18 protein-coding genes are annotated in these 19,595 nt (G+C 66.6%); 2 read left to right on the forward strand and 16 right to left on the reverse strand.

Annotated features, from left to right (window positions below; translation table 11 throughout):
* Positions 1 to 2: 2 nt before the first annotated feature.
* From ribBA to nrdR, 3 genes are all read right to left on the reverse strand, one after another.
* Complete coding sequence (gene ribBA, locus ABE960_RS00960; protein WP_349760346.1) at positions 3 to 1,166, reverse strand: bifunctional 3,4-dihydroxy-2-butanone-4-phosphate synthase/GTP cyclohydrolase II; 1,164 nt, start codon at positions 1,164 to 1,166, stop codon at positions 3 to 5.
* Positions 1,167 to 1,488: 322 nt separating this feature from the next.
* Complete coding sequence (gene ribD / locus ABE960_RS00965; RefSeq protein ID WP_349760347.1) at positions 1,489 to 2,658, reverse strand: bifunctional diaminohydroxyphosphoribosylaminopyrimidine deaminase/5-amino-6-(5-phosphoribosylamino)uracil reductase RibD; 1,170 nt, start codon at positions 2,656 to 2,658, stop codon at positions 1,489 to 1,491.
* Positions 2,658 to 3,143 (reverse strand): transcriptional regulator NrdR, encoded by a 486-nt coding sequence (gene nrdR / locus ABE960_RS00970; RefSeq protein WP_349760348.1) that lies wholly within the window; start codon positions 3,141 to 3,143, stop codon positions 2,658 to 2,660. Before nrdR ends, ribD begins: the two co-directional genes overlap by 1 nt.
* Before the next feature lie 128 nt (positions 3,144 to 3,271).
* Between nrdR and ABE960_RS00975 the strand changes: the two genes are divergently transcribed.
* Complete coding sequence (locus tag ABE960_RS00975; protein ID WP_349760349.1) at positions 3,272 to 5,143, forward strand: sugar phosphorylase; 1,872 nt, start codon at positions 3,272 to 3,274, stop codon at positions 5,141 to 5,143.
* Positions 5,144 to 5,182: 39 nt separating this feature from the next.
* Here the strand turns inward: ABE960_RS00975 and ABE960_RS00980 are convergent, their stop codons facing one another.
* Positions 5,183 to 5,677 carry a copper chaperone PCu(A)C gene (locus ABE960_RS00980; RefSeq protein WP_349760350.1) on the reverse strand — a complete coding sequence of 165 codons (495 nt, stop codon included), beginning with the start codon at positions 5,675 to 5,677 and terminating at the stop codon, positions 5,183 to 5,185.
* Between the two features lie 213 nt (positions 5,678 to 5,890).
* On the opposite strand from ABE960_RS00980, the gene dsbG reads away from it, so the two are divergent.
* Positions 5,891 to 6,649 (forward strand): thiol:disulfide interchange protein DsbG, encoded by a 759-nt coding sequence (gene dsbG, locus ABE960_RS00985; protein WP_349760351.1) that lies wholly within the window; start codon positions 5,891 to 5,893, stop codon positions 6,647 to 6,649.
* A gap of 99 nt (positions 6,650 to 6,748) precedes the next feature.
* Here the strand turns inward: dsbG and ABE960_RS00990 are convergent, their stop codons facing one another.
* The 12 genes from ABE960_RS00990 to ABE960_RS01045 form a co-directional block, all read right to left on the reverse strand.
* Complete coding sequence (locus tag ABE960_RS00990) at positions 6,749 to 7,594, reverse strand: GGDEF domain-containing protein (protein WP_349760352.1); 846 nt, start codon at positions 7,592 to 7,594, stop codon at positions 6,749 to 6,751.
* Positions 7,595 to 7,967: 373 nt separating this feature from the next.
* A complete protein-coding gene (locus tag ABE960_RS00995) occupies positions 7,968 to 8,411 on the reverse strand; it encodes a DUF6691 family protein (protein WP_349760353.1) in 444 nt (147 codons plus the stop codon).
* The gene (locus ABE960_RS01000) at positions 8,408 to 8,890 is read right to left on the reverse strand and encodes a YeeE/YedE family protein (protein WP_349760354.1); all 483 of its coding nucleotides are present in this window, start codon (positions 8,888 to 8,890) and stop codon (positions 8,408 to 8,410) included. Before ABE960_RS01000 ends, ABE960_RS00995 begins: the two co-directional genes overlap by 4 nt.
* Positions 8,891 to 8,924: 34 nt before the next feature.
* Positions 8,925 to 9,116 (reverse strand): YgaP family membrane protein, encoded by a 192-nt coding sequence (locus tag ABE960_RS01005; RefSeq protein WP_349760355.1) that lies wholly within the window; start codon positions 9,114 to 9,116, stop codon positions 8,925 to 8,927.
* 90 nt (positions 9,117 to 9,206) lie between these two features.
* Positions 9,207 to 10,973: a SulP family inorganic anion transporter gene (locus ABE960_RS01010; RefSeq protein ID WP_349760356.1), complete on the reverse strand. Its 1,767-nt coding sequence runs from the start codon at positions 10,971 to 10,973 to the stop codon at positions 9,207 to 9,209.
* A 160-nt stretch (positions 10,974 to 11,133) separates the two neighbouring features.
* A complete protein-coding gene (locus tag ABE960_RS01015) occupies positions 11,134 to 11,553 on the reverse strand; it encodes a protein tyrosine phosphatase family protein (RefSeq protein WP_349760357.1) in 420 nt (139 codons plus the stop codon).
* A 59-nt stretch (positions 11,554 to 11,612) separates the two neighbouring features.
* Complete coding sequence (locus ABE960_RS01020) at positions 11,613 to 12,494, reverse strand: MBL fold metallo-hydrolase (RefSeq protein WP_349760358.1); 882 nt, start codon at positions 12,492 to 12,494, stop codon at positions 11,613 to 11,615.
* Between the two features lie 143 nt (positions 12,495 to 12,637).
* Positions 12,638 to 14,047 carry an MBL fold metallo-hydrolase RNA specificity domain-containing protein gene (locus tag ABE960_RS01025; protein WP_349760359.1) on the reverse strand — a complete coding sequence of 470 codons (1,410 nt, stop codon included), beginning with the start codon at positions 14,045 to 14,047 and terminating at the stop codon, positions 12,638 to 12,640.
* Between the two features lie 207 nt (positions 14,048 to 14,254).
* A complete protein-coding gene (locus ABE960_RS01030) occupies positions 14,255 to 15,475 on the reverse strand; it encodes a glycosyltransferase family protein (RefSeq protein ID WP_349760360.1) in 1,221 nt (406 codons plus the stop codon).
* Positions 15,472 to 16,398, reverse strand: a complete 927-nt coding sequence (locus tag ABE960_RS01035; RefSeq protein WP_349760361.1) for an HAD-IIB family hydrolase — start codon at positions 16,396 to 16,398, stop codon at positions 15,472 to 15,474. Before ABE960_RS01035 ends, ABE960_RS01030 begins: the two co-directional genes overlap by 4 nt.
* A 216-nt stretch (positions 16,399 to 16,614) precedes the next feature.
* On the reverse strand, positions 16,615 to 17,880 hold the full coding sequence (gene glyA / locus ABE960_RS01040) for a serine hydroxymethyltransferase (RefSeq protein ID WP_349760362.1): 1,266 nt from the start codon (positions 17,878 to 17,880) through the stop codon (positions 16,615 to 16,617).
* A 140-nt stretch (positions 17,881 to 18,020) separates the two neighbouring features.
* Positions 18,021 to 19,421 (reverse strand): hypothetical protein, encoded by a 1,401-nt coding sequence (locus tag ABE960_RS01045; RefSeq protein ID WP_349760363.1) that lies wholly within the window; start codon positions 19,419 to 19,421, stop codon positions 18,021 to 18,023.
* Between the last annotated feature and the right edge of the window lie 174 nt (positions 19,422 to 19,595).

Raw genomic sequence — 19,595 nt, forward strand, 5'->3', positions numbered from 1 at the left:
CGCTAGTCGCCATGCTCCTCGCCGTGCACGCGCTCGCCAGGCTCCAGTCGCTCAACCACCTCGAGGTCGAACCCGGAGAGGGCGGAGAACTTCCAGGGCGAGCTCAACAGGCGCATCTTGCCGACGCCCAGATGACGCAGAATCTGCGAGCCGGTGCCGATGGTCAGGTAGTTGCCGGCGCCATCCGAGTTGCTGGTGCGCGGTGGCCGACGACGCTCCAGAAACACCTCGAGCAGGTCATGGAGGTCCTGACGCGGACGCCCGTCGTCGAGCAGCACGAAGACCCCTTGCTCGGCGCGGGACACCTCGGCCAGGGCCTGATGGGCGGTCCAGCTCGGCCTGTCGCCCTGCTGCAGGGCGAGCAGGTCGCGCATCGCATTGGCCAGGTGCACGCGCACCGTGGTCAAGGTCGAGGGATGCGGATCCCCCTTGACCAGCGCCAGGTGATGGGCCCCCTGGATGCTGTCGCGGAAGACGTGCAGGCTGAGCTCGCCGAATGCGGTCTCGACCGACGTCGATTCCACCGGCTGCACGGTCTGCTCGTTGTGGATGCGGTAGTGGATCAGGTCGGCGATGGTACCCATCTTCAGGCCATGCTCGACGGCGAAGCGCTCGAGCTCGGCCCGGCGGGCCATGCTGCCATCCTCGTTCATGACCTCGCAGATCACGCCACTGGGGTCGAGACCGGCCAGCGCCGAGAGGTCACAGGCCGCTTCCGTGTGGCCGGCGCGGCGCAGCACGCCGCCGGGCTCGGCCATCAGCGGGAAGATGTGACCGGGTTGGACGATATCTCCGGCCTTGGCATCGCGGGCGACCGCCGCGCGCACGGTGCGCGCACGGTCGGCGGCGGAAATGCCGGTGGTCACCCCCTCGGCGGCCTCGATGGACAGGGTAAACTTGGTCCCGAAGCCGGAGCCGTTGTCGCGCACCATCAGCGGCAGCTGTAGACGCTCGCAGCGCTCGCGGGTCATCGGCATGCAGATCAGCCCCCTGGCGTGGCGTGCCATGAAGTTGATGTGCTCGGCCTCGACCTTCTCGGCGGCCATGATGATGTCGCCTTCGTTCTCGCGATCCTCGTCATCCATCAGGATCACCATCTTGCCCTGACGGATGTCCTCGACCAGCTCTTCGATGGGGGCCAGGCCCCCGGATGAGGATTGCACCATGGAGTCTCCATTGATTCAGCGTGGTGGCTGTCGGTATCCCGCGACGATCGGGTCGCCATTGGGCGTCGCCACCTCGAAACCGCGTCAGGGTACCGTGGCGCGGCGGCGGGCGCCAGTAGAAGGCGCGGCGGCGGGCGCCAGTGAAGAGCCATCGCGGCGCGGCGGCGGGCGCCAGTGAAGAGCCATCGCGGCGCGGCGGCGAGGGCCGGTCTATGTACTCGAGCTGATCAGGCCAAAGGGCCCGGAATGTCAGACCAGCGAGGAGGCGCTGTGAACCCGTCCATGGGCGCTACCGGCGCCACCCAGGGAGCAGGAACTCCTCTCAGGCCTGCCCCCCGTGCCCCTCACGAGAGGTTGACGAACGCCGCCGGGGCCTGGCGGTGATCCGCCAGTCCTCGCCCACCGCGCGGATATCGAGGATCTCCAGCCCCTTCTGCTGGGCCATAAGGGAGAGGCCCGGCAGCTCGAAGAGCGGGCGGGCCTCGCCGCCGAGCAGGGTCGGCGCCACGAACAGCTGCATCTCGTCGATCAGGTTGGCCTCGAGCATGGCGCCGGCCAGCGTCGCTCCGGTCTCGAGCAGCACCTCATTGGCCTGTTCCTGTGCCGCCAGGTGGTGCAAAAGGGCATCGAGGTCGACCCGGCCATCTTGCCCCGCGGGCATCACCACCACCTCGGCGCCGGCCGCCTCGAGCCTTTCTCGCCGCTCGGTGCCGTGCTCGGCCAGGGTGGCCACCAGGGTGCGGCCGGGCTCGCGCAGGCAGGCCGCCGCCAGCGGGAGCCGCAGGCGGGAATCCACCACCACGCGCAGCGGCTGGCGGGCAGCGATCGCCTCGCCGTCGGGCAGCTCCAGCTGGTCGGAGCGCACGGTGAGCCGGGCATTGTCGAAGATGATCGACTCGACCCCGGTGAGGATGGCGCTGGAACGGGCGCGCAGGCGCTGGACCTCGCGGCGGGCGCGGGGCCCGGTGATCCACTGGGACTCGCCTGAGCGCATGGCGGTTCGCCCGTCCAGGCTCATGGCCATCTTCAGACGCACGAAGGGTCGGCCATGGGACATGCGCATCACGAAGCCGGGATTGAGCGCCAGGGCCTCGTCCTCCAGCACACCCACGTTTACCTCGATGCCGGCCTCCCGCAGCATGGCGATGCCCTGGCCGGCGACCCGGGGGTTGGGGTCCTGCATGGCCACCACGACCCGCTTCACCCCGGCCTCGACCAGCGCCAGGGCGCAAGGGCCGGTGCGTCCCTGGTGGGAACAGGGCTCCAGGGTCACGTAGGCGGTAGCGCCGCGGGCGGCCTCCCCTGCCGCGCGCAGGGCATGGACCTCGGCATGGGGCTCTCCGGCCCGCTCGTGCCAGCCTTCGCCGATGACCCGCCCTGCCTTGACCAGCACGCAGCCGACCCGAGGATTGGGATCGGTGGTATAGAGACCGTGGCGCGCCAGCTTCAGGGCGAGCGCCATCCAGGCCTCGGGCCGGGTCGGTGCAAGCATCAGGACTCTCCGGAGGAGTCGACGGGAAAGCCGGGTTCCTGGGCCAGCCGGTCGATCTCGGCGCGGAACTCGTCGATGTCCTGAAAGCGGCGATAGACCGAGGCGAAGCGGATATAGGCGATCTGATCGAGGCGCTTGAGGGCCTGCATCACCTCCTCGCCGATGTCCCGGGCGTGGATCTCGCGCTCGCCCCGGGCCCGCAGGTGCTGGCGGATGCGCTCCACCGCCGCCTCGATCGACTCGGCACTGACCGGACGCTTCTCAAGGGCGCGCAGCATGCCGGAGCGCAGCTTGCCCTCGTCGAAAACCTCCCGCGTGCCGTCGGACTTGATCACCCGCGGCATCACCAGTTCGGCGGTCTCATAGGTGGTGAAGCGCTCGCCGCAGCCCGCACACTGTCGACGACGCCGCACCTGGTCGCCCTCGACCACCAGGCGGGAGTCGGTCACGCGGGTATCGTTGGCGCCACAGAAGGGGCAATGCATAGGGGGGAACCCGACGTCGATGATAGGGTGTCGCTGCATTGTAACGGTTCACGACGGGAGCGCCCAGCGCATCCGGGATGGCACGGCTCCTGCAAGACCCTGTCATCCCCTGGCCAATGGAAACCACCATGCCCCAGTCACGCTCGCTCGCCAGCCCCCTGGACGAGGCTAGCTTCACCGCCCGCGCCCGGAACCACCTCGACGTCATCTATGGGCCGCGCCGGGAGGAGGTGCTGCGACGCCTGATGACGCTGCTGTCGCACCGGCGCGGTGCCCTGCCCCCCCGCGGGCCTGACGACGACGCCCCATTATGGAGCGAACGTGACCAGTGGCTGATCGGCTACGGCGACAGCCTCCTCAACGGCGACAAACCGCCCCTGGCGGTACTGCACTCCTTCATCGAGGCCCACCTGCCGGATACCTTCAGCGGCGTGCATGTGCTGCCCTTCTTTCCCTGGAGCAGCGACGACGGCTTCTCGGTGATCCACTATCGGGAGGTCGACCCGGCCCTGGGCGACTGGTCCGACATTCGCCGACTGGCCGCCACGGGAGACCTGATCGTCGATCTGGTGCTCAACCATGTCTCCCGGGAGTCGCTGTGGTTCGTCGACTACCTGAGCGGCAGTCTGCCGGGGCGCGACTACTTCATCGAGATGGACCCGGACACCGACCTCTCCGCGGTGGTGCGTCCGCGCAGCAGCCCGCTGCTGGTGCCGGTTCCGACCCGTCGCGGAACTCGCCACCTCTGGGCGACCTTCTCCGAGGACCAGATCGACCTCAACTTTGCCAATCCCGATGTGCTGCTGGAATTCATCGGCATCCTGCTCTTCTACATGGAGCAGGGCGCGCGGGTCATCCGTCTGGATGCCATCGCCTTCCTGTGGAAGGAGCCGGGCACCCCATGCATCCACCTGCCCCAGACCCATGAGGTGGTCCGGCTGCTGCGCGCCGTGGTCGATCACATGGCGCCGGGCACCCTGCTGCTCACCGAGACCAACGTGCCCCATCGGGAGAACATCAGTTACTTTGGTCTGCAACGCCTTTCAGGCGGGGGCCTGGAGGGCCCCAACGAGGGCCTCGATCGATCATCGGAAGAGCAACAAGAGATGCTGGCGACGCCGGACGAGGCGCATCTGGTCTACCAGTTCCCGCTGCCACCCCTGTTACTGCATACCCTGACCAGCGGCGAGGCGGGGACCCTGGCCGGTTGGCTCGAGAGCCTGCCCGAGCTGCCACCTGGCTGCAGCTATCTTAATTTCACCGCCAGCCATGATGGCATCGGCGTCCGGCCGCTGGAGGGCTGGTTGCCGAGCCACGAGTTCGATGCCCTGCTGGAACTGATGCACCGTTTCGGCGGTTTCGTGAGCATGCGCACCGATTCGCAGGGACGGGACATTCCCTACGAGATCAACATCACCTGGTTCGAGGCCATGAAGGGAACCCGCCGCGGTGCCGACCCCTGGCAAGTGGAGCGCTTCCTGTGCAGCCAGCACCTGATGCTGGCCCTGCAGGGCATTCCCGCCCTCTACATCCATTCGCTGACCGCCTCCCTCAACGACCTGGAAGGCGTGGAGCGCACCGGCCGCCTGCGCGCGATCAACCGGCACCGCTGGCAGACCCCCGTGCTCGAGGAACTGCTGGACAGCCGCAACACCCCCACCCGAGAGGTGTTCCTGGCCCTCAAGCGTCGCCTGGCCGTGCGCCGCCAGGAACCCTGCTTCCACCCGGATGCGCGGCAGCGCGTGATCCCGACCCCACCGGAGCTGCTGGTACTGGAGCGTGGCCCACTGGCCGACGGTCGTCGCCTGCTGGCGATCCACAACGTCACCGACCGCCGCCAGCCGCTCGTCCTCGAGGCCCTGGCCACGCCCGGCTGGCACGACCTGATGGAGGATGCGCCCTGGGCCGGAGGAGGGGCCGGAGAAGGGAACGAGGAAGGTACCGCAGAAACAAGCCTGGCTCCCTACCGCAGCCTCTGGCTGGTGGCCCCGGGGCGATAACCGGGGCCGATCGATGGGCGAATAATCAGTGAGCGACAATCAGTGGGCCGAGTGCTTGCCCGTCTCTTCGCCCTTGATCATCTCCATCGGCTTCAAGCGCCTCACCGGCGCCTCTACGACCAGGCGCTCCCCATTGTCCAGGGTCAGGGTCAACTCGACGCGTTCGCCTTCTACCGGGACAGCAGCCAGATCGAACATCATCAGGTGCCAGCCCCCCGGCGCCAGGTGCACGGTCTCGCCGGCCGGCAGCGGAATCGCCTCGACCCGGCGCATCTGCATCACGCCATCCACCATCACATGATTGTGAAGCTCCAGGGTCACGGCCAGGGGCGAGCGCCCCCCTACCAGGGCCAGATCTGTCTCGCCCGGGTTGCTCAGCGTCATGAAGGCGGCGGTGGTAGTGGAACCCGGTGGCACGGCCCGCACCCGGGGATCGTCGACGGTGATCGACTGGGCCTCTACGGCGGCGCTGAACACCGCGAGAGGCAACGGGGAAAGGCAGAGCAGGGCGAGCGGGAGGGCGGCAAGGCGCATGGGGTAGACTCCGGTATTCACGGCAAGGACTCGAGCCTATCCTGACATGACAGCGACGGGCAGCGGGGTGCGACATCTCGCCTCGCCGCGCGACTCGGCGGCTACTTCATGGCTGGTGCCGGCGTGAAAGGATGGGAACTCCGGGGCCCTGGACGGGTCCCCAACTCACCCCCTCCTCGCCCTACCGACATCCCCTCATGACAGGACATCACGATGCGAACCCTCTCCCTGACAGTCGGCCTGGTCTCGATGACCGCCGCCACCATGCTCAGCGCCGACACCTCATGGCCCGCCCCGATCCAGGCCCTGGTGGACCAGGGCCTGGAGGTTCACAGCGAGTTCGAGGCGCCGGGTGGCCTTGACGGCTTCGCCGCCAGCCACCGCGGCCGCGAGATGGCCGTCTACCTCACGCCGGATGGCGAGCATGCCGTGGTCGGCACCCTCATCGATGCCCGGGGCAACGACCTCTCCGCCGCCCCGCTGGACGAGCACATTCGCAGCGCCCAGGAGGCCGAGGTGTGGCGGCGGCTCGAGCAGAGCCACTGGATCCGGGATGGCGATCCAAAGGCGCAGCGCATCCTCTACACCTTCACCGACCCCAACTGCCCCTACTGCGCGCGCTTCCACGAACAGAGCCGACCCTGGGTCGAGGCCGGCAGGGTCCAGCTACGCCATATCATGGTGGGCATCCTGCGCAACGACAGCCCGGCGAAGGCGGCCGCCCTGCTCGGGGCCGATGATCCCGTCACGGCGTTGCAGGACCACCAGGCCAGCGAGGGCGGCATCGCGGCCTCGGCGCAGCCTCGCGAGATCGAGGAGCAGGTCCTTGCCAACAACCAGCTCTTCGAGGGCATGGGACTGATGGCCACCCCCACCACCTACTACCGCAACGACGATGGCCGCCTGGAGCGGGTCGAGGGGGCCCCCGACGAGGCACGCCTTGCGGCGATGATGGGCACATCGAGCCCCTGAAGCCATTGTCTCGACCGGACACCTCTGCATCCCGCAAACGGGCCCGAGCATCACACCATCAACGATCATCCACGAAAAGCCCACCGCCAGAGAATGACGTCACGGCTGAGTCGTCGCCGGGCGGACTGTACTCACACAGTTGCGACCATTCCTCTTGGCACGGTAAAGCGCCTCGTCGACGCTCTGAATCAGGGTTTCATGATCATTGCCATCCTGGAAGCTGGCCACTCCGATGCTCACGGTGATCCTCAGTTCTTTCAATTCGGGATGTAGCTTGGCGGGCACGTCCACGGATTCGCGCTCAATGGTCTCGCGCAAGCGTGCCGCCAGGTCAACGGCGGTTTCCAGGGGCGTACTCGGGGCCATCACCATGATCTCCTCCCCGCCATAACGCGTCACGACATCCGTCGTTCTTACCGAGTTGACGATCACCTGGGCCAGTTCCGCCAGCACGACATCACCCACCTGGTGACCATAGCTGTCATTGATGCGCTTGAAGTGATCAATGTCGAGCAATAGCAGCGAAAGCGATATGCCGTAGCGATTAGCGCGGTCGATCTCGGTCGCGAGGCAGCGATCGAGATAGCGTCGATTGTATAACTCAGTGAGGGGATCGGTAATGCTTTCCTGCTCGAGCACGGGCATGCGCTGTATGTCGCGGGTGGTCTTCAGCGACAGATAATTAACCAGCAGCACGAAGCAGGCCCCCAGAAAAAAAATGCCGGGGACAACCAGATTGGCGAGCCGCTCATGGGCTCCCCAGAACACGCCGATGTACGCCGTATAACCGATGATGAAAATCATGATCAGGGCGGTAAGGACATACCAGCTTTGTCGCAGCGCCTCGCGCGGCAACAGGGCCATCAACTTCCAGATGGGAAAAACCGAACAGACCAGGATGCCGACCCCCGACACCACCAGCCCCGTGGCGATGAAATTCAGCATCTGGGGGAATAGATCATGTCTTTTCCCTCCGCAGGGACTGATGCCTTGCCGGCATCGGGCAACCACCGACGGGGACGAGCCCAGTTCCGTCACTCAACGGCTGGCATCTTAACAGGCGCAGTATGAAGAATCTCAGACTTTCAACCGCGGGTCGAATGCCTCATTGCCTAGCAGCATAAGAAGACGGTTTAAATGGCTCAGATCAAGACTCGGCATGATGCTGCCTGAAGTCGACATCGTCTGATGAAAACAGCCCGGCCAGACGCGGCCAGGGCTCACCGCCTTTCATGTCCATTGGTAAATGGCAAGCATCCATCCACCGCTGACGGCGCGGTGGAGGATGAGGCGAGAGGAGATGAAGCGGCAGAGCCGGTCAGCCCCTGGCAGGGATTGCCCGCGCCAGGAACCAGCCGATCACCATCGTCACCAGCATGGCGAGAAGCGGGCCGGTGATCCCGCCGATGGAGGCAAAGGCCGGCCCGGGACAGTAGCCGGAAAGCCCCCAGCCGATGCCGAACAGGGCGGCGCCACCGATCAGCCGGGCATCGAGGTCGGTTCGCGTGGGCAGGTGGAAGCGCTCGCCGAAGACCGGGTTGGGACGGCGCAGCACCAGCCGGTAGCCGATGAAGTTGGTCACCACGGCGCCGCCCAGCACGAACATCAGGGTCGGGTCCCAGGCGCCCGCGAGATCCAGAAAGCCGATTACCCGGGCGGGGTCGGTCATGCCGGACACGGCCAGGCCGAGACCGAAGATCAGCCCGGCGACATAACCCATCAGGGTCTTGAGCCTATCGGTCTTCAGGGTCGTGGTCTTCATGCGCCACCTCCGATCACGTGGCGAACCACGAAGACGGTGATGATGCCCATGACCAGGAAGGTCACCGTGGCCACCAGGGAGCGCACCGACAGCCGCGACAGGCCGCAGACGCCATGGCCGCTGGTGCAGCCGCTGCCGAGACCCGTGCCGAGCCCCACCAGCAGGCCGGCCACCAGCATCAGCGGGATGCCCCCCGCGGGCTCACCGATCACTTCGCCCGGGGCGCCGGCCACGTTGCCGAGGCTGAATGTCGAATCGCCGATCCCACCGCCGGCGAGCATCAACATGATCGGGCCGCTGATCAGACCGAGCAGGAAGGCCAGGCGCCAGGCGCTGTCCCCTCGGGGCCTCGTCGTGACCAGGGTCCCGATGATCCCGCTGATGCCAGCGATGCGACCCAGGGTCGCCATCAACCAGGTAGCCGAGAGGCCGATCAGGATGCCCCCGATCAGCCCCTGCAGACTTGCCATCCAATCCACGTGTCATGTCCTCCAGAACGAGTGTGTCGGTCGTTTACTTCTGCGTCTTGCAGGTACTGATGCCCAGCAGGCGATAGGCGGGGCAGGTGTTGAGCAGGCCAGTGACCAGCGGCACCAGCCCGATCCAGCCCCAGGCCCCGATCATGCCTGTAATGGCCATCCCGATCAGAATGGCGCCGATGACGATGCGAACGATCTTGTCGATACTGCCGACGTTCTTCTTCATGGTGACTCTCCTTGTTGTCAACCGTGACGCCGGCCCCAGGCCGGGCGTCGCAATGCCAGGTGGGCAGAGTCCCACCCATGGCTACCCAGTCTATTTGCTACCGGCGAGGCCCGCTCCACCACATGCCGCCCCCGAGGTCTCGGCCATGACGTCATCATGCAGCGCACGCCAGGCGTCATAGGTGCTCAGGAACACCCGGCCGGTCAGCTCCCGGCAGAACTCGGTATGCTGCAGGCGGTCCATCACCGGTCCCTTGACCTCGGCCAGATGCAGGGTAACAGCGGAGTCCTTCAGGCGGGCGTTGATCGCCTCCAGGCTCTCCAGCGCCGAGGCGTCGATAACGTTGACCGCCTGACAGGCCAGCACGATATGCCCGAGACCGGGCTGCCGGGTGGCGATCGCCATCACGGTATCCTCGAGGAAGCGAGCATTGGCGAAGTATAGGCTCTCGTCGACCCGCAGGATCACCAACCGCTCGTCGGTCTCGACCGCGTGGCGCTGCACGTTGCGAAAGTGCTCGCTCCCGGGGACCCGACCCACCACTGCGCTGTGCGGGCGACTGGTGCGATACAGGTGGAGCCCGAGTGACAGGGCCACACCTGTCAGGATACCGCTCTGCACGCCATGGACCAGGGTCAACACCAGAGTGGCCAGCATCGCCACTCCGTCGGCCCGGGAATAGGCCCAGGTACGGCGAATGGCGGGCAGATCGATCAGGGTGCCCACGGCGACGATGATCGTGGCGGCAAGCGTCGCCTTGGGCAGGAAGGCCAGCGGCGCGGTCAAGGCCAGGGTCGCCACGGCGATGCCCACGGCCGTGAAGGCACCGGCCAGCGGCGTGGCGGCACCCGCCTCGAAGTTGACCACCGAACGGGAGAAGCCACCTGAGACCGGCGATCCACCGCTCGCTCCCGCCCCGATATTGGCCAGCCCCATGGCGATCAGCTCCTGGTTCGGGTCAATACGCTGACGCCGCTTGGCGGCCAGGGTCTGGGCCACCGAGACCGACTCCACAAAACCCACCAGGCTGATCAGCACTGCCGCCGGAAGCAGGCTCGACCAAAGTTCGGGCTCCAGGCTAGGGAGCGCCAGGGTCGGCAGTCCGCTGGGCACCTCCCCGACCAGGGCCACGCCCTGCGCGCCGAGTCCCAACCCCCAGGCCAGCAGAGTGGTGACGATCACCGCCGACACCGGTGCGGCCTTTGCCAGCAGGTCCGCGACCGTCACCGATAGCCCCAGGCGCATCAAGCCACCCTTGAGATGACGCCGGCACAGCAACAGATAGCCCCAGACACCGAGACCGATCATCAGGGTGATGACGTTGATGCCCGAAAGCCCCGCGACCAGCGACGAGCCCATCTCCACCAGGTTGTGGCCAGACGCCTCGACGCCCAGCACATGTCGCAGCTGACTGGCGCCGATCAGGATGCCCGAGGCGGTGACGAAGCCCGAGATGACCGGATGGCTGAGGAAGTTGGCCAGGAAACCCAGGCGCAGCAGGCCCATGGTCACCAGCAACACGCCGGACAGGGCAGCCAGCACCAGGGCGGCCCCGACGTACTCGGCGCTGCCGGGGGTGGCGATAACGGAGAGCGCCGAGGCGGTCATCAACGAGGCCACCGCCACCGGCCCCACCGCCAGGGTGGCGCTGGTTCCGAAGACGGCATAGAGCACCAGCGGCAACATGCTGGCGTAGAGCCCCACCTCCGGGGGCAGGCCGGCCAGCAGGGCATAGGCCAGCGCCTGGGGCACCAGCATCAGGGTGACGATCACCGCCGCCAGCAGGTCACGCGCCAGCAAATCACGACGGTAGCCGCGCAGCCAGCCGATCAGGGGAATCCAGCGTGAAAGGGTCATGGGCGTATCGTCATCTGGCCTGCCCCGCCTCGGTCACGGCAATGCCCGCCGCGCCGCCGCCGAGGACGACGACATCATGTCGACGGGAGGCATTCTCGGGGGTCGTGTCGTGCATGGCATGGCTCCAGGGCGGATGTAGCGTTGTCGTACCAGGCGCCCGTCAGGGTTTAAGCATCTCGTGGATAGGCTGGGGGTCGTGGCCGGCGGCGTGAGCGGCTGCCAGCAGTGCCGGAATGTCGCAGCCGGCTTCACGGGACCGGGCCTGGGCCCAGAGGTGCACGGCCCGCTTGCCGGTCCTGCAGAACGCCAGGATGGGCGAGGGCAGCCCGTCGAGGGCTTGGCCGAAGGCCTCGATGTCGGCCTCTGCATAGTCGCCCGGCGTCACCGGGATAGCGCGCCATTCGAGGCCCAGTTCGGCGGCCCGGGCGCTCAGGGCACGATCGTCGGGATGATCCTCGGCCTCGCCGGCACGGCGGTTGCAGATCACCGAGCGGAAGCCACGACGGGCGATCTCGTCGAGATCGGCAGGCGTGACGGCATCGCTGATGGCGAAGCCGGGTTCGAGTTCTTGGATCTGCATGGGCACTCCTGAGACAGACGGGGTTTCTGATCGAAGACGTTACATGGGTCGAACCAGCGTCAGAACTTGTTGATCGGCACCTTGAGATAGACCTGGCCGTTGTCCTCAGAGGGCGGCATATGACCGGCGCGCATGTTGACCTGCACCGACGGCAGGATCAGACGGGGCATGCCCAGGGTCGAGTCACGCTCGGTACGCATCTTCACGAACTCGTCCTCGCTGACCCCCTCGTGGACGTGCACGTTGTGGGCACGCTGCTCCGCCACGCTGGTCTCGTGCTGGTACTCCTCGCGATCCGGCGCCTTGTAGTCATGGCACAGGAACAGCCGGGTCTCGCCCGGCAGGGCCAGCACCTTCTGGATGGAGCGGAAGAGGGTACGCGCATCGCCGCCCGGGAAGTCACAGCGAGCGGTGCCGTAGTCCGGCATGAAGAGGGTGTCGCCGACGAAGGCGGCATCGCCGAGCACATAGGTCAGGCAGGCCGGGGTATGGCCCGGGGTGTGCAGCACCCGCCCCTCCAGGTGGCCGATGGTGAAGGTATCGCCCTCCTCGAAGAGGCGATCGAACTGGCTGCCGTCGCGGGCGAACTCGGTGCCGGCATTGAAGGCCTTGCCGAAGACATCCTGCACCACGGTGATCTGGGCGCCGATACCGGTCTTGCCGCCAAGTTTCTCGACCAGGTAGGGAGCCGCGGAGAGGTGGTCGGCGTGGACGTGGGTCTCGAGGATCCACTCCACCTCCAGGCCATTATCGCGCACGAAGGCGATGATCTCGTCGGCGGAGCGCACGTCGGTGCGCCCGGCGGCATAGTCGAAGTCGAGCACCGAATCGAGGATCGCACAGGCGCGGCTGCCAGGGTCCTTTACCACGTAGCTGAAAGTGTTGGTCGGCTCGTCGAAGAAGCAGGTGACGATGGGACGGGCTGAATTCGGGTGAGACATGCGGGGACCTCCGGAAACATCGCAGCCTAACGACACCCCCATCATAAACCATTATCGGTTATAACATTATACTTTTTCGGGATTAAAGACCGTCACAGCCAGTTCGCACGTTATCGGCTCACCCTCGGCGGAGATCGCCGGGCCTAGAGCTCGATGCGATCCCCATAGGTGGGAATCTCTGCCTCGATGTCGCTCCCGGCGAGGGCCGCCTGCAGTGCCTGCTGGGCCCCGGGCTCGCCATGCACCAGGTAGAAGCGCGGCCGGTTGCGGAAGGCGCCGGCCCAACCCAGCAGTTGGGTCTGGCCGGCGTGGGCCGAGAAACCGCCGATGGTATGAACCCGGGCCTTGACCGCCAGGTCGTGGCCCATCACGCGGATCCGCTCGGCCCCGTCGACGATCTGGCGCCCCACGGTGCCCCCCGCCTGGAAACCCACGATTACCAGCCGGGTACTGGGCTTCTCGAGGTTGTAGCGGAAGTGGTGGATGATACGCCCGCCATTACACATCCCGGCGCCGGCGATGATGATCGCCCCGCCGTGGATGCGATTGATGGCCATCGACTCCTCCACCGTGCGCGTCATGCGCAGGATCGGCAGATAGCGGCTGGTGTCGCCGCTGGCCGCCACGTTGAGCACCTTGATGTCCTCGGGATCCAGGGTCTTGCGGGCCCGGTGGTAGAGCTCGGTGACCTTGATCGCCATGGGGCTGTCGAGGAACACCAGCTGCTGACGCAGCCGCCCCTCATGGTAGAGCATGCTGAGGTGGTAGAGGATCTCCTGGGTGCGCCCTACGGCAAAGGCGGGGATCAGCACGTTGCCGCCCGCCTCATGGGCCTCTTCCAGCACTCGGGCGAACTCCTCGAGGGTCTCATCCAGGGGACGATGGTCACGGTCGCCGTAGGTGCTCTCCATCAGCACCAGGTCGGCGTCGTGGAGTTTCTCGGGATCCTTCATCAGCACCGAACTGGGGTTGCCAAGGTCCCCCGAGAAAATCAGGCGCTTGACCTGACCACCCGAGGGAATGGCCAGTTCGACGATGGCCGAACCAAGGATGTGGCCGGCATCGCGGAAGACCAGGCTGGCACCGCCGGGCAGCTCGACCGGCCGGCCATAGGGATGGGGCTCGCAGAGTGCCAGGGTGCGTTCGACGTCCTCGAGCTCGTAGAGCGGCTCGATCAACGGCTTGCCGTTACGCCTGCGCCACTTATTTTCCCACTCGACGTCCTTGACCATGATGAAGGCGGCATCCTGGAGCATGATCTCCAGCAGGTCGCGGGTGCCCCGCGTACAGTGGATCGGCCCGCGATAGCCCTCCCGAACCAGCTTCGGCAGCAGCCCCGAGTGGTCGAGATGACCATGGGACAGCACCACCGCCTCGACCTCACCGGCCAGTCTGCCGAAGGGGCGGGCATTGGCCTCATCCGCATCGCCGCCGCCCTGATGCAGGCCACACTCCAGCAACAGCTTGTGCGAGCGGCCATTGCCGTCCACCTCGATGAGATAGCGTGATCCGGTGACTTCCTTGACCGCACCCTGGAAGGTCAGTGTCGACATGGTCGCGCTCCCTGTGGCTGACATCCGGGGAGACACTGCCGAGGCAGCCCCCTGGCATCAGCATAACGGATACACGATCCTTCGGCGTCCGCTTGGAAGCAATAGTGGACAAACATCGTCAGGGGGAGGCATACGGCCTACAGAGACGATGCCGCCATCACGCCGCCGCGGGTACTCGCTCTCCACCTGGTGGTGGGGGGGGAGTGGCTAGACCTCCCCGGCGTTGTCGAGCTCCACCGCCTGGAACATGCGTTCCGGCAGATCGGGAATGGCCGCCTTGACCCGGTTCCAGCTAGGGATGAAGGGCCGCTCGCCGGGGTTGTCCTGGAAGGCGCTGCCAGCCTCGAGCAGGTTGGCGGCGAACAGCTCCACCGCCTGCTCCTCGGCGTGCCGGTCGAGGCGCAGGCCGTTCATCACGGCATCGTGGTCGTAGGCCTCGATCAGGTCCAGCGCCAGGCGGTAGTAGGTCGCCTTGATCGTTCGGAAGTCCTCGGCGCTGAAGGTCACGCCCTGAGTCGCCAGCTTGCGATAGAGCGACTTGGCGATATCGAGGCTCATGCGGTTGAGCCCGCCCGAGGCGTCCTCGGCGGATACCGGCTGATGCTTGTGGTCGTAGGCATCGGCCAGATCCACCTGACAGAGCCGCTTGGTGGAGTAGTTGCGGTGAACCTCGGAGAGCACGCCGATCTCCAGGCCCCAGTCGGCGGGGATGCGGATGCCGTCGAGCACCTCGGTGCGCATGGAGAACTCGCCGGAGAGTGCATAGCGGAAGCTGTCCAGGTACTCCAGGTAGGGCAGGGGGCCGTGGATCTTCTTGAGCGCCCGCAGCAGCGGAGTGACCATCAGCCGCGAGACCCGGCCATTGAGTCGCCCCTCGGCGATACGCGGGTAGTAGCCCTTGCAGAACTCGTAGTTGAACTGAGGGTGGACCACTGGATAGAAGAGTCTCGCCAGCAGCCCCCGGTCGTAAGTGAGAATGTCACAGTCATGCAGGGCAACCACCCGTCCGAGGCCCGAGGCCTGCACATAGCCACCGCAGTACCAGACGTTGCGGCCCTTGCCTGGCTGCTGGGGGGCCAGGCCCTGGGCCTCGAGCTCGGCGTCCAGCGCCCGTAGCCGAGGGCCATCGTTCCACAGGATGCGGTGGTGCTGGGGGAGCCTGGCGAAAAATTCCCGAGCCCGCAGAAACTGCTCCCGGTCGGCGCGATCCAGGCCGATCACCACCTCCGAGAGGTAGGGCACCCGGGCGATCTCGTCGACGATGTTGGAAAGTGCCGGCCCCTCCAGTTCGGAGAAGAGCGACGGCAGGATCAGGCTCATCGGGCGGCGGGCGGAGAACGCCACCAGGTCCGTTTCCAGGTCCTCCACTGGCCGGCGAGTCAGGTTGTGGAAGTCGGTGATGATGCCGTTCTGGTGGAAATCGCTCATGCCGGCACCCTCCCCTGCCCCCCCCGGTGATCGCTCTGTCTCACCACCGCGTCCGCCGATCTCAGTCGGCGGTCGGCTCGCCCCCACCAGTAGGCCACCCCCTCGGCCCAGCCGGCGGGCCCGGTAACCACGCTGCGGTAGAGCGAGACCTGGTCCGGCGACACCTCCAGGTCATGACAGCCGCGTATCACCACCGCCTGGTCGACCACCTCGAGCATAGCGATGTCGTTGGGGCCATCGCCCAGCGCCAGGGTCAACGGACGACTGCCGCGCAGCGCCTGAAAGCGCTCGATCAGCCAGCTCACGGCGCTGCCCTTGTGGCAATCGCCGGTGACGTGCCAGAAGCGGCCGCCGCGCACCAGGCGCAGGCCATCGCTCTCGAGTCCCTCCCGGAAGGTCGCGAGGCGCTCATCCACCTCCTCCCAGATCAGCGGCTCGCTGCCCTCGCGCATCCTCGCCAGGCGCGCCTCCGGCTCCGCCAGCCCGGTGAAGTCGACAAGCTCCTCCAGGGACATCTCACTCATGGTGGTGAAACGCACACCCAGCCGCTCGCGCCAGACCGAGAGGCGCTTGCGGATGAAGCCGATGTCGACCCCCAGGGTCCTGATCGCCAGACCGTCAGAGCCGGGGCCGCGCTCCAGCCGAGCATGGCTCCAGGAAAGGGGAAGCCCGGCCACGGCGCCGTTCTCGGCGATGAAGGGCGCGTCTGTCAGCCCCAGGGCCCGACGCAGCGGCAAGATCTCGCTGCGCGTCTTGCTGGTCACCGGAATCACCGGCACGCCCTGGGCCTTCAGCCGGGCGAGCCAGGGCTTGGCAGGTGCCCAGTCATAGCTGTGGTGGTCGAGCAGCGAGCCATCCAGGTCGGTGAAGACCAGGCGTGGCCGCAGGGTGGGGTCGCGTGGCGAGGCTGATGTGGAGGGCATGGCGTGTCCCGCTCCAGGGTGGTGGACTGTGGATGCCCATGCAGGGGGCGTGCCAGGGTGCAGCGAAAACACCCCGATACGAGAGCATAGGCTACCGCCACCTCAGCCGACACGAAGGGCGCACCAGAAACGAACACAAAAACGCCCCATCATGGTGCATCATGACGGAGCGCAGGAGCCCAGGCGCGGCAGCGCCCGAATCAATGAGACAGCGGCTCAGCCATAGACAGGCAGGCGAGTGCAGACCGCCTCGACCTCGGCCTTGACCTCGGCCTCGATGGCGGCGGTGTCTTCGCCTTTCGCCATCACGTCGAGGATGTCACAGATCCAGCCGGCGAGTTCGCGGCACTCGGGATCAAGGAAGCCGCGGGTGGTCACCGCCGGGGTGCCGATGCGCAGGCCCGAGGTCACGAAGGGGCTCTGGGGGTCGCCGGGCACGGCGTTCTTGTTGACGGTGATGTGGGCGCGGCCCAGGGCGGCATCCGCGTCCTTGCCGGTCAGGCCCTGCTTGATCAGCGAGAGCAGGAAGAGGTGATCCTCGGTGCCGCCGGAGACGATGTCGAAGCCGCGCTCGATGAACACCCCGGCCATGGCCTGGGCGTTCTTGACCACCTGCTGCTGGTAGGCCTTGAAGCCGGGCTCCATGGCCTCCTTGAAGCAGATCGCCTTGGCCGCGATGACATGCTCCAGCGGACCGCCCTGCCCCCCCGGGAAGACCGCGGACTGCAGCTTCTTCTCGATGGCCTCGTCGCCCTCGGCGGAGAGGATCAGGCCACCGCGCGGGCCGCGCAGGGTCTTGTGGGTGGTAGTGGTGACCACGTGGGCATGGGGCAGCGGCGTCGGGTAGACACCGGCGGCCACCAGTCCGGCGATATGGGCCATGTCGACCAACAGGAAGGCGCCCACCTCGTCGGCGATCTCGCGGAACCTGGCCCAGTCGATGATCTGTGAGTAGGCGGAGAAGCCGGCGATGATCATCTTCGGCTGGTGCTCGCGGGCCAGGCGCGCCACCTCGTCATAATCGATACGGCCATTCTCGTCGATACCGTATTGCACTGCGTTGTAATGCTTGCCGGAGAAGTTCGGCTTGGCACCGTGGGTGAGGTGACCGCCGGCGTCGAGGCTCATGCCGAGGATGGTATCGCCCGGCTTGACCAGGGCCTGGAAGACGGCACCGTTGGCCTGGGAACCGGAGTGCGGCTGGACGTTGGCGTAGCTGGCGCCGAACAGTTCCTTGGCATAGTCGATGGCCAGCTGCTCGACGATGTCCACGTACTCGCAGCCACCGTAGTAGCGCTTGCCGGGATAGCCTTCCGCGTACTTGTTGGTCAGCTGGCTGCCCTGAGCCTCCAGCACCCGGGGGCTCGCATAGTTCTCGGAGGCGATCAGCTCGATGTGCGCCTCCTGGCGAGCGACTTCCTTCTGCATCGCATCGAACAGGACGTCATCGAAACCGGCAATCTGCATGTCACGGCTGAACATCGGCGGGAAACCTCGCATCACGGGAGAATCTGGGCCCCACATGATACCCCAGCCCCCGGCGGCTTTCACATGAAAGGCGATCATGGGCAACCGCTGTCTCACTCAAGCTCCCGCGGCGCCCGCGCGCCGCATCGTCCGGCTCAGCGACTCTCCACGCGCATCTCGAGCCGCTTCGGCAGGGCCAGGGGGTCGGCGGCGAGCACCTCGAGCTCGCTGTCGGCGGGCAGGATCAGATGGATGGTGAGCTCGCTGGCCTCTCCCGCCATCATCGCCACCAGCCCGGTGAACAGCGCCTCGATCTCCGGGCCGAGCATCATGCCGAAGCCCTGGGCCTGGGTGCGCGCCTGTTCCAGGAACAACGCCTCGCTGACGCCTTGACTGGCCGCCATGATCTTCGGCAGGCGACCGAAGAGCCCCAGATCGGAAAGCGTCGCGTCGACACGGCCTCCCAGCAGGGTCACCCCTTCCAGGCTCTCCATGTTGGCCAGGAAGGCGGCCGGCTCGACACCTTCCGGCAGGCGCACCGGCAAGTCGGCATCCAGCGTCCAGCCGAAGGCTTCGTCGGCGGTGATCGTCAGCTCGCCCAGCAGGCGGCTGGCCGTATTCCCCGATTCCCAGCGCCCTGTGGAGTCCGCATCGAGCCGGAGCTGCCCGCTGCCGCCGGTCAAGACGTTGCTGGCCATGCGCAGTTGGGTGCGCTCCTCCTCCGGCGCCAGGGCGATCATCCTCGCCAGGTCGAGATCCAGCGACTCGAGCCGGAAGCCGCCTTCGCCGTCCGTCATGTCGCCGTCGACCTCCAGGGACGACAGAGTCGCCACGAGCCGGTCGGAATCGATGACCAGGTCGCGCATCTCGAGCCGATCGATTTCCCGTTGCTCTTCCGGACCCTGCAGGCCGCGCAGCCCCTCCACCCGCGCAAAGGCCAGAGAGAAGGTGCCACTGCCGAACTCGTCATCGCCCTCGGCCTGCCCCTCCAAACCGCTGACCTCCAGGCTGTCGATGGCATCCTGGCTCACCCCTGCGGCCTGCAGGCGCTCGACGGCGATCCGCCCGCGTCCCTCGCCGAACTCCTCTCCCAGCTCCTGCCCGGAAAACTCGGCGACCAGTGCCTCGACGACGAGCCCCCCGACCGTGAACCCCTCAGGCCAGGTCTCCTGATGGAGGGGCAGGACCGCTCGGGAAGGATCGTCGAGCAGCAGCGTCTCGGCGGTCAGCAGCGACTGCTCACGACCCGGCGTCTCCAGACGAATGCCCTCGATGCGTACCTCATCTGGCCGGTCGTAGTCACCGCTGACCTCGTAGCGATCGAGCCATAGCCGCTGCCCCTCGGGGCCGACGAAGTGAAGATCACTGGCGGTGACCCGCTCACGGATCATCGATTCGGCGACCTCGCCGATCTCGAGCGTTCCCTCGTCGGCAAACAGCGCCCGAAGATCGTCCTCCAGCCGCTCGGTCGGGGCACGGTCGTCGGCCAGAGCGGACACCGCCAGACACAGCAATGATGCGGCGAGCAGACTCGCCCTGATTACCGAACTCGACATGCGCATGTTCTCCTCCTTGATGGATGCACGGCCATGCGCGCACGGCCATGGTTCGGGACAGTCGTTGCTCCGCTCGAGTCTAGCCCAGCGGAGTTTCTCGAGCCGCTTCATTGACCGGCATCGTCATCCAGCCCGGTCCATTGCGGCGGGGCCGGTCAGCAGGCGAGCACGCAG

The organism is Halomonas aquatica (assembly GCF_040196335.1).
GTDB lineage: Bacteria > Pseudomonadota > Gammaproteobacteria > Pseudomonadales > Halomonadaceae > Halomonas > Halomonas aquatica.